Raw genomic sequence first — 16,546 nt, forward strand, 5'->3', positions numbered from 1 at the left:
TATACTGTGCAGTGCTAGTCGTATAAGGGCTATTTCTTTGCGGTAGATCCATTTATGAAAAAAGGGTTACGACGCACTGGGATGACATTGATCGTCTTGGTGATTTTTTTGCCTCTGCTATTTTTATTGCTTGATAGGTTATGGCCATTACCCATCAAGCAAATTGAAATGGCACGTACCGTAGTGGCCGAAGATAGCACACCACTTTGGCGTTTTGCTGACAGAGAAGGCATTTGGCGCTATCCCGTAAAATTAGATGAAGTATCACCTGAATTTATTGAAGCACTCCTCACCTATGAAGATCGCCATTTTTATCAACATCCGGGCGTTAACCCTTTTTCGTTGCTGAGGGCATTATGGCAGGATGTGAGTTCAGGGCGTATCGTATCAGGGGGAAGTACGATTTCTATGCAGGTTGCTCGGTTAATTGACCCTCATGACCGAACAATAACAGGTAAACTCAAACAACTCTGGCGTACCGCACAGCTTGAATACCATTATTCAAAAGATGAAATCTTGGAAATGTACCTGAATCGAGCTCCTTACGGGGGAACTATTGAAGGAATTGGTGCTGCAAGTTGGGTGTATTTAAATAAATCGCCAGATAAACTGACGTCAGGTGAGGCGGCGCTCTTTGCGGTATTGCCACAAGCGCCAAGCAGACTGAGACCTGACCGTTATCCCCAAAGAGCGCAAGCTGCACGCGATAAAGTCCTTGATAGGCTCGCTGAATATCAGGTTTGGTCGGCAGATAAAGTTGCTGATATTAAACAGGAACAAATCTGGTTAGCTCCGCGTAAAAATCCTCATTTAGCGCCTTTATTAGCGCGTCGCGTCGTCAAAGATGTTCAAGATTCAATTATTGAAACCACAATTGATGCAGGGTTACAGCGTCAGTTAGAGGATATGGCGATTAATTGGAAAAACCAGCTGCCTAAGCAAACTTCATTAGGATTATTGGTTGTTGATCATACTGATATGAGTGTGAAAGCTTATCTTGGGTCAATTGATTTTACAGATAATAGCCGTTTTGGTCATGTTGATATGATCACGGCTTGGCGTTCGCCGGGGTCGACACTTAAACCCTTTTTATATGCACTCGCAATGGATGATGGATTGATCCATGCCGAATCACTGTTACAAGATGTACCACGTCGTTTTGATGATTATCGACCAGGTAATTTTGATAGTGGTTTTAATGGTCCTGTGAGCGTCAGTGATGCATTAGTGCGTTCACTGAATTTGCCGGTAGTGCAAGTACTTGATGCTTATGGGAGTAAACGTTTTACGGCCAAGTTACGTAATGTTGGGACAGAATTACGTTTTCCTTTAGCAAGTGAACCCAATTTATCACTCATTTTAGGTGGAACGGCTGCACGTATGGATGAGCTAGTAGCAGCTTACAGCGCTTTTGCTCGCCAAGGAAAAGTTTCACCACTGCGCTATCGACCCAGTGAAGTGATACGCGATCGCCAGCTTATCTCACCGGGAGCTGCGTGGATTGTGCGACGTATTATGGGGGGAGAGGCGCGCCCTGTGCCAGACAGTAGTTTAAGCGCACAAGTGAATTTAGCATGGAAAACCGGCACCAGTTATGGCTATCGTGATGCATGGGCGATAGGGGTCAATCCGCGTTATACCATTGGTGTATGGGTTGGGCGGCCAGATGGTACACCTGTTGCAGGGCAATTTGGCTACGCAACGGCTATTCCGATAATGAATCAGGTGAATAATTTATTGTTAGCTCGTTTATATCAATCAACCCAATCGATACCGAAGGATACTAAGCCCGCAAGCGTTAGCCAAGCGGTGATTTGTTGGCCGAGTGGCACCGCGTTGCCAAAAGAGGATAGCAATTGCCGGCAACGTCGCTTAAGTTGGATTTTGGACAAGACGATCCCACCAACACTCATTGCGAAAGGACAGGAGTCATTATTAGGGCTACGCCAGAAAATATGGGTCAATACTCAAGGTTTACAGGTTGCGCCAGATTGCCCTAACGCAATAGAAAAAGAGATCTATTTGTGGCCGATTACATTAGAGTCATGGCTACCGTCGGGTGAGAAACGTGCTAACCGGTTACCTCGTATTGATCCCCAATGTCCACCAATGAGGAGTGAAATGCCGCCACTGTTGATTTCGGGCGTGCGTGAAGGTGAAATTCTACAGCGGTTACCAGGTAAAAGTAGTTTAGATGTACGCTTAGTGACGCAAGGTGGGCAAGGACAACAATGGTGGTTTTTAAATGGCGAGCAAATAAAAGAAACAGGACACAATGGCAGCGTTTTACTGACTTTTGATAAATCAGGAAACTACCAAATTTCTGTTTTAGACATGGGGGGACAAGTGACCTCAGTCAGTTTTAAAGTGAAGTAACGAATAAAAAGTGTGACTTAGTCAAAAAAATAGTCTTTTTTGCTATAAAAAGTTTAACAAAATGTTGATGTAACTGTAGGAAATTGTAATCGTAGCCCCTATAATCAACGCCTTGTTTCTGTTACTGGGTAGCAGAAGATTAACACTATAAAAAACAACAACTGACACATACTTTTCGTTTTTGAATTACTTGAAAAAGTTAAGAACGCTGGGTAAAAGTCACGATATCGCTAAGAGGTTATTTATGACGGTTCAACGTACATTTTCTATTATTAAACCAAACGCAGTAAAGAAAAATGCTATTGGTGCAATCTATCATCGTTTTGAAAGCGCTGGTTTTTCAATCGTTGCCGCCAAAATGCTGCATTTGACTCGTGAGCAAGCTGAAGGTTTCTACGCAGAGCACAAAGGTCGTCCTTTCTTTGAAGGTCTGGTTGAATTCATGACTTCAGGTCCAATTATGCTGCAAGTTCTGGAAGGTGAAAATGCGGTTCAGCGTCACCGTGACCTGATGGGTGCAACTAACCCAGATAACGCATTAGCAGGAACGTTACGTGCTGACTATGCGGATAGCTTCACTGAAAACGCAGTTCATGGTTCTGACTCTGTTGAGTCGGCAAATCGTGAAATCGCGTATTTCTTTACTGAAGATGAAATCTGCCCTCGCTAATTAACAAACTAATGCATTAGCATTATTCTAATAAAGTTTGTACAATGCGACGCCCTGTTAATATAATTGTTAACAGGGCTTATTTTATTATGAACGTTGTGCTATTCACATAGCACTCGCCGAAAGTGTAACAACGAGGCAACTTAAACATGTCCGATATGACAACAAGTGCACAATGTGCAACTTCCTCCGCTATTTCTGTCACACCAGAAAAAAACACACAAAAAATTAATCTCCTCGATTTGAATCGTAAACAAATGCGTGATTTTTTTGCGCAAATGGGTGAAAAACCATTCCGTGCCGATCAAGTCATGAAATGGATATATCACTACTGTTATGACGATTTCGATCAAATGACAGATATAAACAAAGCATTGAGAGCGAAACTCAAGGAAGTCGCTGAAATTCGTGCTCCTGAAGTCGCTGAAGAACAGCGTTCAGCTGATGGTACGATAAAATGGGCGATAACAGTAGGTGACCAGCAAGTTGAAACGGTTTATATTCCAGAAGATGACCGCGCAACATTATGTGTCTCTTCACAAGTGGGTTGTGCGTTAGAATGTAAATTTTGTTCTACAGCACAGCAAGGATTTAACCGTAACTTACGTGTTTCTGAAATTATCGGGCAAGTTTGGCGTGCGGCAAAAATAATCGGTTCATTAAAATCCAGCGGACGCCGTCCTATTACTAACGTCGTCATGATGGGAATGGGGGAACCGTTATTAAATCTGAATAACGTCGTCCCAGCGATGGAAATCATGATGGATGATTTCGGCTTTGGTTTATCGAAGCGGCGTGTCACCTTATCGACTTCTGGGGTTGTACCAGCACTCGATAAGTTAGGTGATATGATTGATGTGGCGTTAGCGATTTCATTACATGCTCCGACGGATGATATCCGTGATGACATTGTACCGATTAATAAAAAGTACAATATTGAAACCTTCCTTAGCAGCGTAAGACGTTATTTGTCTAAATCAAATGCGAATGGTGGTCGTGTCACGGTGGAATATGTGATGCTGGATCATGTCAATGACAGTATTGAACAAGCGCATCAATTAGCGGAATGTTTAAAAGATACGCCAAGTAAAATTAACTTGATCCCTTGGAATCCGTTCCCAGGCGCACCTTATGGTCGTAGTTCGAACAGCCGTATCGATCGTTTTTCAAAAGTGTTGATGGAATATGGCTTTACGACGATAGTGCGTAAAACTCGTGGTGACGATATTGATGCCGCTTGTGGTCAGCTGGCGGGAGAGGTCATTGACCGTACTAAACGGACATTGAAAAAGCGCATGGCTGGGGAACCTATCAAGGTGAAAGCAGTCTGAGTTATAGATAATATCTAAATATTTGGTCTAATTATCATTTAGGTCATTTATGGATAGGCAAAATGACCCTCATCACCTACAATGATTTGTAGGTGATGATATTAATAAAATTGTCACGTTAGGATTATTACGAGTAAAGCTAAGGAAAATAGCTTTATATTTCATTCACTCGAACACAGTGTTGCTAGCAAATGACTATCGATAACAATACCGAACAAACTCCAATTACAGTAGGAAAACTACTCTCTCAAGCGCGTGAGCGAATGGGATTAACGCAAGAATCGGTCGCGGAGCGTCTGTGTCTTAAAGTTAGTACGGTAAGAGAAATCGATGAAGATGTAAAACCTGCTGGTGTCGAACCCACCTTTTTACGTGGTTATATGCGTTTATACGCACGTATGGTGAATGTGCCAGAAAGTGAATTAAATGCGCTACTTAGAAATGATGAGCCGATTGCAACATCAACGGTTTCATCTATGCAAAGTTACTCATTAGGTAAAAAACGTAAGAAGCGTGAAGGTTGGTTGATGAAGCTAACTTGGTTAATTGTCATTGTATTAATTGCAATGGTCGGCGTTTGGTGGTGGCAAGATCACCAAAAACAACAAAGTGAATTTGTCACAATGGCTAATCAAAATGATTTGCTATTATCCCAACAAAATAGCAGTGAAAATCAAGTGGAAGTGACGAGTAATGCCACGGAAACGCCTCCTGCAACAGAGACGCCAACGAATTCTGCGGTCGATCTCACCTCAATTCAGCCAAACGATAATCAAACAACCGAATCACAACCGGTTAAAACTGTGCCACTGCCAAATTCACCAAGCGCAACAGTGAACATTGATCGTACCCAATCAATTGAAGAACCTGCAACGGCACCTGTCGTTCAAGATGCACTCGCGATGAGTTTTAAAGGCTCATGTTGGTTGGAGGTTCGCGATGCGAATAATAAAGTCTTGTATAGTGGTATCAAGAACAATGGTGATACCTTGGATTTACAAGGCAAATTGCCTTACCGCTTAAATATTGGTGCTCCCGCAAACGTTGATATCAAATTCAATGGCAATGCGGTTGACTTAAGCCGTTTTATTAAAGCGAATCGTTCTGCTAAGTTAAAAATACCAGAAGCATAAAGTCACAAATTAAGAAGACGCAAACTGTATCCTAAAACTAGAATTGTGATAGTTTGCAGTTTGCGTTTTTGTGTATAGTGGTCATCGCAGCAATGATTATCCACTACACAACAGTGTTTAAGAGCACATGGATGTCCAGAGAGTAAAATTAAAATGCATAATGAATCACCGATAAAAAGACGTAAATCCACCCGAATTTATGTAGGTAATGTGCCTATTGGCGATGGGGCACCTATCGCTGTCCAATCTATGACCAATACGCGCACGACGGATGTTGAAGCAACAGTGCGGCAAATCCAATCATTAGAGCGTGTAGGTGTGGATATCGTACGGGTATCTGTACCTACGATGGATGCAGCAGAAGCCTTTAAACTCATTAAGCAGCGTGTGAATGTGCCATTGGTTGCTGATATTCACTTTGACTATCGTATCGCGATGAAAGTCGCGGAATATGGTGTTGACTGCCTACGAATTAACCCAGGTAATATCGGTAGTGAAGAGCGTATTCGCCAAGTTGTGGATAGCGCTCGCTATCACAACATTCCTATCCGTATTGGGGTCAATGGCGGGTCACTGGAAAAAGATATTCAAGAAAAATACGGTGAGCCAACACCTGAAGCGCTAGTTGAATCAGCGATGCGACATGTCGATATCTTGGATAGATTGAATTTCGATCAGTTCAAGGTCAGTGTTAAAGCATCGGATGTTTTTCTTGCCGTCGGCTCTTACCGTTTATTAGCACAAAAAATTGACCAACCACTGCACTTAGGTATTACCGAAGCTGGTGGGGCACGCTCTGGTTCTGTTAAATCAGCAATTGGCCTTGGCATGTTGTTGGCTGAAGGTATTGGCGATACATTGCGTATTTCGTTAGCGGCGGATCCAATTGAAGAAGTTAAAGTCGGTTTCGATATTCTAAAATCATTACGGATTCGTTCTCGTGGCATCAACTTTATTGCTTGTCCAACGTGTTCTCGTCAAGAATTTGATGTGATTGGCACAGTCAATGCCCTAGAGCAACGTCTTGAAGATATCATCACCCCAATGGATGTATCCATTATTGGTTGTGTCGTCAATGGTCCCGGTGAAGCTGAGGTTTCCACCTTAGGGGTGGCTGGTGCGAAAACCAAAAGTGGCTTCTATGAAGATGGTGTTCGTCAAAAAGAGCGTTTTGATAATGACAATATTATTGATCAGCTAGAGGCGAAAATTCGAGCAAAAGCAGCCATGCTTGATGAAAATAACCGCATACAGATAAACCAAATAGAAAAATGATTGTCAAATAACTGGCTCTAATGGGCCAGTTTTTGTTTTTATGGTATTTTGGCGAGCACTCAACGGCACTATTTTGAGTGAAAAGGACAGGGGCAACCCTAAAAAGAGCAGAATATTCCCGATTGAAGAGGAATATTATGGTTTGTTGATTGAACCTAATGACATTTCGCTTTTATAATCGAGGCTATTCGATTCCGAAAAATAGAGACATAACGTGGCAAAAAATATCCAGGCCGTTCGTGGCATGAATGACTACCTGCCGGCAGACACTCGAGTCTGGCAGAAAATTGAAGCAGTTCTCAAAAATATTTTACAGGGTTATAGTTTTAGTGAAATTCGTACCCCGATTGTAGAGCACACCCCGCTATTTAGTAGAGCGATTGGTGAAGTGACGGATGTGGTTGAAAAAGAGATGTACACCTTTATCGACCGTCATGACACAGACAAAACTGAGGTTAGCCTCACTTTACGCCCTGAAAATACTGCTGGCTGCGTCCGTGCAGGTATTGAGCATGGTTTGCTGTACAATCAGGAACAGCGCTTATGGTATCTAGGGCCAATGTTTCGTCATGAACGTCCGCAAAAAGGTCGTTATCGCCAATTTCACCAACTAGGTGCCGAAGTGTTTGGTCTTGCGGGGCCAGATATTGATGCTGAGCTGATCATGATGACAGCACGCTGGTGGCGTGCATTAGGTATCAGTGAATATGTGACGTTAGAGTTAAACTCAATCGGTTCTTTAGAAGCTCGTGCAAATTATCGTGAAGCATTAGTGGCTTTCCTTGAGCAGCATAAAGAAAAGCTCGATGAAGATTGTCAACGCCGTATGTACACCAATCCATTGCGCGTACTTGACTCAAAAAATCAAGAAGTACAGGCATTATTAAATGATGCACCTGAGCTGTTTGATTATTTAGATGATGAATCTCGTGAGCACTTTGATGGCCTGTGCAAATTGTTAGATGCGGCTGGTATTCAATACCGAGTGAATCAACGTTTAGTGCGTGGTCTGGATTACTATAACCGTACTGTGTTTGAATGGGTGACAACCGCTCTTGGCTCACAAGGTACGGTGTGTGCAGGTGGCCGCTATGATGGCCTAGTTGGTCAACTCGGTGGTAAGCCAACACCAGCAGTTGGTTTTGCGATGGGCATGGAGCGTATGGTGCTCTTGGTTAAAGATTTGAACCCTAACTTCACTGCTGATGATTCTGTCACTGACGTGTATTTAGCTTCATTTGGCGATAATAGCCAACAAGCAGCATTGTTATTAGCTGAACAAGTACGTGATGCGTTGCCAAACATACGTGTGATGACCAATCACGGTGGCGGCAACTTTAAGAAACAATTAGCACGTGCAGATAAGCAGGGTGCAAGAATTGCGCTGATTTTAGGTGAAGATGAAATTGCTAATCAGCAAGTTAGTGTGAAACACTTACTGACTGGTGAGCAAGAAACCGTATCGCAGCAGCAATTAGCACAGCGTTTAGCTGAACTGTTAGGTTAAGGAGAAACTAATGGAAGTTTACACAACTGAAAACGAACAAGTTGATGCTATCAAACGCTTTTTTGCTAATAATGGCGTGGCGTTAATCATTGGACTTGTTGTCGGTATTGGGGCTGTTCTAGGATGGAATTATTGGCAGTCTCACAAGAGCAATGTGTTACAAGAAAGCGCTCAAAAATTTGAAAATGTCAGTACACAACTGCATTCAGGTTCAGCTCAAGGTATTGAAGCTGCACAAAAATTCGCTGCTGAAACAAATGATGTATACAGTGCGATGATTGGGTTAGAACTTGCTCAAGTTGCTGTTGATAAAGGTGATTTAGCGTTAGCAGAAAAATCATTATCAGATGCTTTAACCAAAGCAAAAACCGATGATATGCTGGATCTCATCAACTTTCGTTTAGCGCGAGTACAGCTAGCACAAGGTAAAGCTGATGCCGCGATAGCGTCAGTGGGTAATATTAAAGCTAAATCATGGCAAGCAGCAGCACAAGATATTCGTGGAGACGCTTTACTCCATAAGGGCGACAATGCAGGCGCAAAAGCTGCATATACTCAAGGGCTGGAAAGTGATGGCTCACAAGCAATTAGAAGCCTTCTTACCCTTAAACTGAACAACGTATCTGTACTCTAAGTAATTTGCGTCGCATCTAGGCAACAAGTGCAAGCATCCGAGCAAGAAATTTGTTCGGATGACTGAATACCGATAATGATGTGACTTGGAATATGGTGAGTATAATTTATAAGAAGAAAGGAAACGATTATTATGCAGTTGCGGAAAACACTTTTGATTGGCCTAGTCGCTTCAGCTTTACTTGCAGGTTGTTCCAGCGAAACTGATTCTATCGTTATGGCGCCACTTCCTCAGGTTGAAAACCAATTTACACCTTCGATAGTTTGGGATAAATCAATCGGAAATGGTGTTGAACAGTTTTATTCTGATCTGTCACCTGTTTGGGATGGCAGTGCAATTTATGCCGCTGATCGCAAAGGGCTAGTTAAGGCGTTTGAGCTTGATAGCGGTAAAGAAATCTGGTCAGTCGACCTTTCTAAGCGTACAGGTTTTCTTTCTGCTAACTTATCCGCACTGTTATCGGGTGGGTTAACGGTTTCTGGTGACCATATTTATATTGGAACCGAGCGTGGAACCGTCATCGCATTAAATAAAGAAGATGGTTCAGTCGTTTGGGATGTGGAAGTTGCGGGGGAAGCGCTTTCTCGTCCAGTCGCAAGTAATGGCCTCGTCATGGTTCATACTAGTAACGGTATGCTCCAAGCACTTGATGAAAATAATGGTGAAATCAAGTGGACAGTGAATATGGATACACCATCCTTGTCACTAAGAGGGGAATCAGCTCCGAGCGTCGCTTACGGTGCGGCCATTGTGGGTGGGGATAATGGCCGTGTTAGTGCGGTATTATTGTCTCAAGGCCAACTCATTTGGCAACAACGTATTTCCCAGGTGACAAGTTCAACAGAGATTGGGCGTTTAGACGATGTGGATATGACGCCAATTATTGATGATGGTACTATTTATGCGATTGCGTATAACGGTACATTAGCAGCACTTGATATGCGTTCTGGGCAAATAAAATGGAAACGCGATTTAGGCTCCGTCAATAACATGGTCTTATCTGGTGAGAATTTATACCTTGTCGATCAAAATGACCGTGTATTATCAGTACGTAAGAGTGATGGTGTGACCTTATGGACCCAAGAGGGTTTGCTTAATCGTGGCTTAAGTGCCCCAGAAATGTACAATGGGTATATTGTTGTGGGTGATAAAGAAGGTTACTTGCATTGGTTAGATATGAGCACTGGCGGTTTTGTGGCGCAAAATAAAATCAATAGCTCAGGTATTCATAGTCGCCCAGTTGTTGCTGGTGATAAGCTCATGGTTCAGGCAAGAAACGGGACAGTTTATCTGTTAACGCGTTAATTTTCTGACAAGCAGCAAATTTCTCGATAAAATCAACAGCTCCTAATATTGGGAGCTGTTTCGTTTTTTGTTTTCTAGGTCAGTTTCACTGAAAACACCGAATTCTTTTAGTTAATTAAAGTAGTGAGGCATCAAATAATGATACCCGTCGTAGCGCTGGTTGGGCGTCCAAACGTAGGAAAATCCACGTTATTTAATCGATTAACCCGTACCCGTGATGCACTGGTAGCGGATTTTCCTGGGCTGACTCGTGATCGCAAATATGGTCGTGCTGAAGTTGAAGGGCATGAATTTATTATTATCGACACTGGTGGTATCGATGGTACTGAAGAAGGCGTCGAAACACACATGGCTGCACAGTCACTGCAAGCGATTGAAGAAGCCGATGTGGTTCTCTTTATGGTCGATGCACGCGCAGGACTTATGCCAGCAGATGAAGGTATTGCTAAGCACTTACGTAGTCGAAAGAAAAAAACCTATCTGGTTGCGAATAAGACCGATGGTATCGATGCTGATAGTGCCATTGGTGATTTTTATTCGCTCGGCCTAGGTGAAATACATTCTATTGCGGCGTCACATGGGCGTGGTGTAACCCAACTCATTGAAAAATCATTAAAGCCTTTTATTGAGATAGAAGAAGAAATTGAGCTAACCGAGGAAGAAGAAAATGCCGCTTACTGGGCTGCACAAGAAGCGGAAGCTGAATTTGACGAAGATGAAGATGATTTTGACCCAACCACATTACCGATTAAATTAGCCATTGTTGGTCGACCAAATGTTGGCAAATCAACACTCACTAATCGTATTTTAGGTGAAGAGCGGGTTGTCGTATTCGATATGCCAGGCACAACGCGTGATAGTATCTATATCCCAATGGAACGTGATGGGCGCGAATATGTCCTGATTGATACGGCGGGCGTACGTAAGCGTGGTAAAGTCACTGAAACGGTTGAAAAATTCTCAGTTATCAAAACATTACAAGCCATTGAAGATGCTAACGTCGTCTTACTCGTGATTGATGCTCGTGAAGGTATTTCTGACCAAGATCTATCATTATTAGGCTTTATTCTTAATGCAGGCCGTTCATTGGTGATTGCGGTCAATAAATGGGATGGCATGAAGCCTGAAGACCGCGAACATGTGAAAGACATGTTAGAGCTGCGTCTCGGCTTTGTCGATTTTGCGCGCATCCACTTTATCTCCGCGTTACATGGTAGTGGTGTGGGTAATTTATTTGAATCTGTGCAAGAAGCTTATGAATCAGCAACACGTCGTGTAGGTACTGCACTGCTGACGCGGATAATGAAAATGGCAGAAGATGAGCATCAACCGCCTCTTATTCGTGGTCGTCGTGTGAAAATGAAATACGCGCATGCGGGGGGGCATAATCCTCCTATTGTGGTCATTCATGGTAACCAAGTCTCTGATTTACCTGATAGCTATAAACGTTACCTAATGAATTATTTTCGTCGTTCATTACAGGTCATGGGGACACCGATTCGTATTCAATTCAAAGAAGGGGAAAACCCTTATGCGAATAAAAAGAACCAGTTAACAGCAACACAATTGCGTAAACGTAAACGTTTAATGCAACATCTGAAAAAACGTTAATCCTAGAAGTCGCACATATTTGTGATACTTCGAGAAAGCCGTGACAATTTACTCTGTTACGGCTTTTTAATAACTATTTGTTATTCGTTGTGGTGAGCTAACGTGTATCGATTCCAGCTCCCAATTATGCAGATTACAGAGGGTAACCATGCAAACTAAATCTTCTACACGTCTAAATAAGTACATCAGTGAGAGTGGTATTTGCTCAAGGCGTGATGCGGATCGTTACATCGAACAAGGAAATGTGTTTATCAATGGCAAGAGAGCGACCATTGGTGATCAAGTTTTTAGTGGTGATGTTGTCAAAGTGAACGGACAACTGATTGAGCCTAGAAATGAAGAAGATTTAGTGTTAATTGCGCTGAATAAACCAGTAGGCATCGTGAGTACTACTGAAAGCGGTGAAAGAGACAATATTGTTGATTATGTGAATCACAGTAAACGTATTTTCCCGATAGGTCGGCTCGACAAAGATTCCCAAGGGCTGATTTTTCTCACTAACCACGGTGACTTAGTGAATAAAATTTTGCGTGCGGGCAACGAGCACGAGAAAGAATATATTGTGACCGTTAATAAACCCATTACCGATGATTTTATTCGTGGTATGGGCGCGGGGGTACCGATTTTAGGTACTATGACGAAAAAGTGTAAAGTAAAGAAAGAAGCTCCTTTTGTCTTTCGAATTACGCTGATTCAAGGATTAAACCGCCAAATCCGTCGTATGTGTGAATATTTCGGTTTTGAGGTCACAAAGCTTGAACGCGTACGGATTATGAATGTGAATCTTTCAGGGATCCCATTAGGTGAATGGCGTGATTTAACGGATGATGAGTTGATTAAGTTATTTGATATGATTGAAAAATCAGACTCAATGGCTCAGGCTAAGAAACCAGCTAAAGCGAAATCAGTGGCGACAAAACGGGTAAGTAAACCGAGTGCAGGTAACAAACCAAAGGCAACGACAGATACTGCATCTCGTAAACGTTTTACTCAACCGGGTCGTAAGAAGAAAAAACGTTAAATTTTTATCTCATAAAGTCAGCCGTATTATATGGCTGACAAACTTTGTCAGTGTTTGACCGTTGTTGCATTGATATTCTTAAATGTAGATCCCAACGCCTTCCCAGCTTTTACGTGTAATATCCACCACCTTATGATCAAAGAGTTGTGTTGCTGTTCTTAGCGTCGCTTGGGCAAACTCATTAAATGTTGTTCTGGTCGTGAGTGTTTTATCAAACATCGTACGGATCCAAATTTGTCCCGCTCGCTCCCATGAATAACCCCCTAACATGGTCGCTAATAGGTAAAAGGCTTTATTAGGTATGCCTGAGTTAATATGAACGCCGCCATTATCTTGGAAAATCGATAAATTTCGATAGTTTCGCATATGCCCAACTTGTGGATCTCGATTATTTTCGGATAGGCGATATGCAGTGCCTGGTGCTGACATAGAGCGTAAGGCAGGTGCTTTTTGTTTATCAATGAACAAGTTTTCACCCAGTAGCCAGTTAGATTGAGTCGCGGTTTCATTGGCTGCATATTGCTTGACCATGATCCCGACTACATCGGCGACAGATTCATTTAATGCCCCTGACTGGAAGACATAGTCAAAGTCTGTCGTGAAGGTAATAAAGCCATGGGTTAACTCATGAGCAATAATATCAATATCATTGTAAAACGGACCAAAATAGAGATTATCGCCGTCACCGAAATAGATGGCCTGTGAGTTCCAGAATGCATTAGGGTAATTTTTATCAAAATGAATGACGGCATTAATTTGTGAATCGCAGCCAAAAATTTTATTAATATTCAGTTTTTCTTTAAAAAATGATCTCACATGGCCAATGGAATCATACACAGTTTGTTCTGCTGTTGATGGCTTTATAGGGTCGCCTTCCTTCATAACGATCTGATAATCTTCATGAGGCATATGAAGTTCATAGGGACTTGGATAGCTTTCATCTAATGAGAGGTCGGAACGTGAACAAATAGGTAGATTTGAATGGACATGATTGGGTAAAAACTCTCTTTCCTGTGCATCTCTGATAATACGTTCATAATTGGTGCCAGGACGTGCTGAACAAGCAAATAACTGTTTTAGATGCTCTTTATCTTCTGTTGAATAGGCGGTGCTCATCAGTTCATTGATATGAAATAACGTAGATTTTAATTTTTTACATTTCGACTCCTGATAGAGATGTGCAATAAGGTACGGAGGAAGATAGGAACGACCAAGAATATGACTCATAAACAGACTCCATTTTGTGTGTGAAAATGGAATCATAAGATAATGAGATGCATATGTAACTATGTGATTAATAAGTAAATTTATTAACTATTATTGTTTTTTATCACAAAAGCCGCCAAGTCTTATGACGACTTTTATTAAGAGTAAATAATGTTACTATTTGTTCAACCAGTCTTTATTAGTCACTAAAAAATCACTATAGAGTTTTGCCTCGGGGGTATTTGGTTCAGGGTGATAGTCATATTCCCAGCGAACCAAAGGAGGCATAGACATTAAAATGGATTCAGTGCGCCCACCGCTTTGTAAACCAAATAATGTGCCCCTATCCCAAACAAGGTTAAATTCAACATAACGACCACGTCGATATAATTGGAATTGACGTTCTCTTTCCCCCCAAGTGTGATGACGACGTTTCTCAACGATAGGCACATAAGCATCGAGAAAACCATGGCCAACAGCTTGTGTGAAGTTAAAGCAAGTCGTGAAATCAGGTTGGTTGAGGTCATCATAAAATAGTCCGCCTACGCCTCTAGGCTCATTACGATGCTTCAAAAAGAAGTACTCATCACACCAATTTTTATACTTAAGATACGTCTCTGAACCAAAAGGCGCACAGAGGTCGTGAGCGATGGTATGCCAGTGAACCACATCCTCTTCAAAACCATAATAAGGGGTTAAATCGAAACCGCCACCAAACCACCACACTGGCTCGTGACCCTCTTTTTCGGCAATAAAGAAGCGTACATTAGCATGAGTCGTTGGAATATAAGGGTTTTGAGGGTGAATGACTAAAGAGACGCCCATGGCTTGGTAGCTGCGTCCTGCTAATTCAGGACGATGTGCCGTAGCGGAAGCGGGGAGTTGTTTCCCTTGAATATGGGAGAAATTAACGCCAGCCTGCTCAAATAGCGCTCCTTGAGTCAATACACGGCTACGTCCACCACCACCTTCAGCACGTTCCCACGTTTGTTCAAGGAAGGTTTCCTTACCATCCAGTTCAGTGATTTTTTGACAAATCGTTTCTTGTAGTTCAAGTAAAAATGTTTTTACTTGAAAAATATCAGGGTAATTCATTGTTTTCCAATAGAACGGTTGGTAAAAAAAAGTGACTAAAGTATACCCTTTTGAATGAAAAAAGGCATATTGAAATATTGATTGTGTGTGAAAAGCGGTGATAATGACAGAAAACTCAGTTAAAACGGGTCACTAATATGGAAATACGTATCTTCCGGCAAAGCGATTTTGAAGAAGTTATCACATTGTGGGAACGATGTGATTTAAATGAGTTTGGGGGAGACCCTGAACTTGATATTGAACGCAAACTCCAATGTGGCGCAGACCTTTTTTTGGTTGCTGAAGTGTCGGGCGAAGTGGTGGGCACGGTAATGGGGGGCTATGACGGGATCAGAGGAACAGCATGCTATCTTGCTGTACATCCAGATTATCGTGGCCGCGGTATTGCTAATGCGCTCGTGAGCCGATTAGAAAAAAAATTACGAGCGAGAGGATGTGGTAGGATTGAGTTTCTGGTTAGCGAAGAATCGGATGCCGCCATTTATATGTTTGAAAAAATGCTATACGAGGAAGAGCAGCCAGCTCGACTCATTTATGCGAAAACACTGACGAATGATCTCGATTTTTAATGTTGTTGATGATTTATTGGGTGATGAGTTGGAATGTTTTTAGGAATAGGTTGTCACAGTATGCATCAAGTAATCCAATATGAATTGAGGATGTTATGCCCAAAAGTGTCATTGTGAAGCTTTCTCAGATAGCTATTTTGAGTGGTACATTTATTCTATCGGGGTGCGCAGGCTCAGGTGGGTTTTGGTCTTCACTTTCGCCAATGAACTGGTTTAGTAGCCCTATAACGGCCAAAGCTGCTGGGGTAGGAGGGATCACGGGGTTCACCCCAATGCAAGCTGACATCATCAAAGAGCGTCTGGATGATCGTTATGTCATCCGTAGTGGAATGCAAACTGAACAAGGTGAGATTGTCACTGTATTTCAAGGCTTAGATGATGATAAGGTGAAAATTGAAGTATTTGGCCCTGAAAAAGGCTATGTTTCACGCATTAGCGTCAGTGATCCTGATATTGTCACCGAGTGGGGAATTAAAATTGGTTCACCGTTTAGTGATATTTATGAAAAAGCCTTTGGTGCCTGTAAAATCGCTGAGCCTATTGATGACCAACCTACTGTTGAATGCGTCGCACCACAGACGGCACATATTGTGTATAGCTTCACAGGTAAATGGCAAGGACCAGAAGGTTTAATGCCGCCTGATGATGAATTAAAAAATTGGACAGTGTCGCGAATTATTTGGAAGAAATAATCGCTCAGCTGCTGGTTCGATTCATTCCCTATTTGCTATGTCGCTCAATCTAAATATAGTGAGAATTTTGAGGGTGTGAGTGCGTTCAATGACGTTGTTACGGAGTTTAACTTTCGTTATT

At 42.2% G+C, this 16,546-nt stretch carries 14 protein-coding genes; 12 read left to right on the plus strand and 2 right to left on the minus strand.

All coding sequences use genetic code 11. The features are described from left to right. The first annotated feature begins 54 nt into the window (after positions 1-54). From pbpC to rluF, 10 genes are all read left to right on the plus strand, one after another. Positions 55-2,376: a peptidoglycan glycosyltransferase PbpC gene (gene pbpC, locus ACWPW6_RS07170; RefSeq protein WP_250000301.1), complete on the plus strand. Its 2,322-nt coding sequence runs from the start codon at positions 55-57 to the stop codon at positions 2,374-2,376. 244 nt (positions 2,377-2,620) lie between these two features. Then, positions 2,621-3,046: a nucleoside-diphosphate kinase gene (gene ndk / locus ACWPW6_RS07175; protein ID WP_154625151.1), complete on the plus strand. Its 426-nt coding sequence runs from the start codon at positions 2,621-2,623 to the stop codon at positions 3,044-3,046. A gap of 149 nt (positions 3,047-3,195) precedes the next feature. After that, positions 3,196-4,377, plus strand: a complete 1,182-nt coding sequence (locus tag ACWPW6_RS07180; RefSeq protein WP_154625150.1) for a bifunctional tRNA (adenosine(37)-C2)-methyltransferase TrmG/ribosomal RNA large subunit methyltransferase RlmN — start codon at positions 3,196-3,198, stop codon at positions 4,375-4,377. A gap of 191 nt (positions 4,378-4,568) precedes the next feature. Beyond that, positions 4,569-5,510, plus strand: coding sequence for a cytoskeleton protein RodZ (gene rodZ / locus ACWPW6_RS07185; RefSeq protein ID WP_154625149.1), 942 nt, complete (start codon positions 4,569-4,571; stop codon positions 5,508-5,510). Positions 5,511-5,663: 153 nt separating this feature from the next. Then, entirely contained in the window at positions 5,664-6,785 is a 1,122-nt protein-coding gene (gene ispG / locus ACWPW6_RS07190) for a flavodoxin-dependent (E)-4-hydroxy-3-methylbut-2-enyl-diphosphate synthase (protein ID WP_154625148.1), read from the plus strand. A gap of 214 nt (positions 6,786-6,999) precedes the next feature. Then, positions 7,000-8,292 carry a histidine--tRNA ligase gene (hisS, locus tag ACWPW6_RS07195; RefSeq protein WP_163861027.1) on the plus strand — a complete coding sequence of 431 codons (1,293 nt, stop codon included), beginning with the start codon at positions 7,000-7,002 and terminating at the stop codon, positions 8,290-8,292. A 10-nt stretch (positions 8,293-8,302) separates the two neighbouring features. Further along, complete coding sequence (locus ACWPW6_RS07200; RefSeq protein ID WP_154625147.1) at positions 8,303-8,926, plus strand: YfgM family protein; 624 nt, start codon at positions 8,303-8,305, stop codon at positions 8,924-8,926. A 132-nt stretch (positions 8,927-9,058) separates the two neighbouring features. Further along, positions 9,059-10,231, plus strand: a complete 1,173-nt coding sequence (gene bamB / locus ACWPW6_RS07205; protein ID WP_250000303.1) for an outer membrane protein assembly factor BamB — start codon at positions 9,059-9,061, stop codon at positions 10,229-10,231. Positions 10,232-10,369: 138 nt separating this feature from the next. Then, positions 10,370-11,842: a ribosome biogenesis GTPase Der gene (der, locus tag ACWPW6_RS07210; protein ID WP_154625145.1), complete on the plus strand. Its 1,473-nt coding sequence runs from the start codon at positions 10,370-10,372 to the stop codon at positions 11,840-11,842. Positions 11,843-11,990: 148 nt separating this feature from the next. Next, positions 11,991-12,863 (plus strand): 23S rRNA pseudouridine(2604) synthase RluF, encoded by an 873-nt coding sequence (rluF, locus tag ACWPW6_RS07215; RefSeq protein WP_154625144.1) that lies wholly within the window; start codon positions 11,991-11,993, stop codon positions 12,861-12,863. Between the two features lie 78 nt (positions 12,864-12,941). Here the strand turns inward: rluF and ACWPW6_RS07220 are convergent, their stop codons facing one another. Next, the gene (locus tag ACWPW6_RS07220) at positions 12,942-14,090 is read right to left on the minus strand and encodes a M4 family metallopeptidase (protein ID WP_163861028.1); all 1,149 of its coding nucleotides are present in this window, start codon (positions 14,088-14,090) and stop codon (positions 12,942-12,944) included. A 156-nt stretch (positions 14,091-14,246) separates the two neighbouring features. After that, positions 14,247-15,164: an oxygen-dependent coproporphyrinogen oxidase gene (hemF, locus tag ACWPW6_RS07225; RefSeq protein ID WP_163861029.1), complete on the minus strand. Its 918-nt coding sequence runs from the start codon at positions 15,162-15,164 to the stop codon at positions 14,247-14,249. Between the two features lie 137 nt (positions 15,165-15,301). Between hemF and ACWPW6_RS07230 the strand changes: the two genes are divergently transcribed. Next, a complete protein-coding gene (locus ACWPW6_RS07230) occupies positions 15,302-15,733 on the plus strand; it encodes a GNAT family acetyltransferase (RefSeq protein ID WP_154625141.1) in 432 nt (143 codons plus the stop codon). A gap of 95 nt (positions 15,734-15,828) precedes the next feature. Continuing rightward, positions 15,829-16,425: an RpoE-regulated lipoprotein gene (locus tag ACWPW6_RS07235; protein ID WP_154625140.1), complete on the plus strand. Its 597-nt coding sequence runs from the start codon at positions 15,829-15,831 to the stop codon at positions 16,423-16,425. Positions 16,426-16,546 lie beyond the last annotated feature (121 nt).

This window comes from Providencia sp. Marseille-Q8014 (assembly GCF_965112055.1).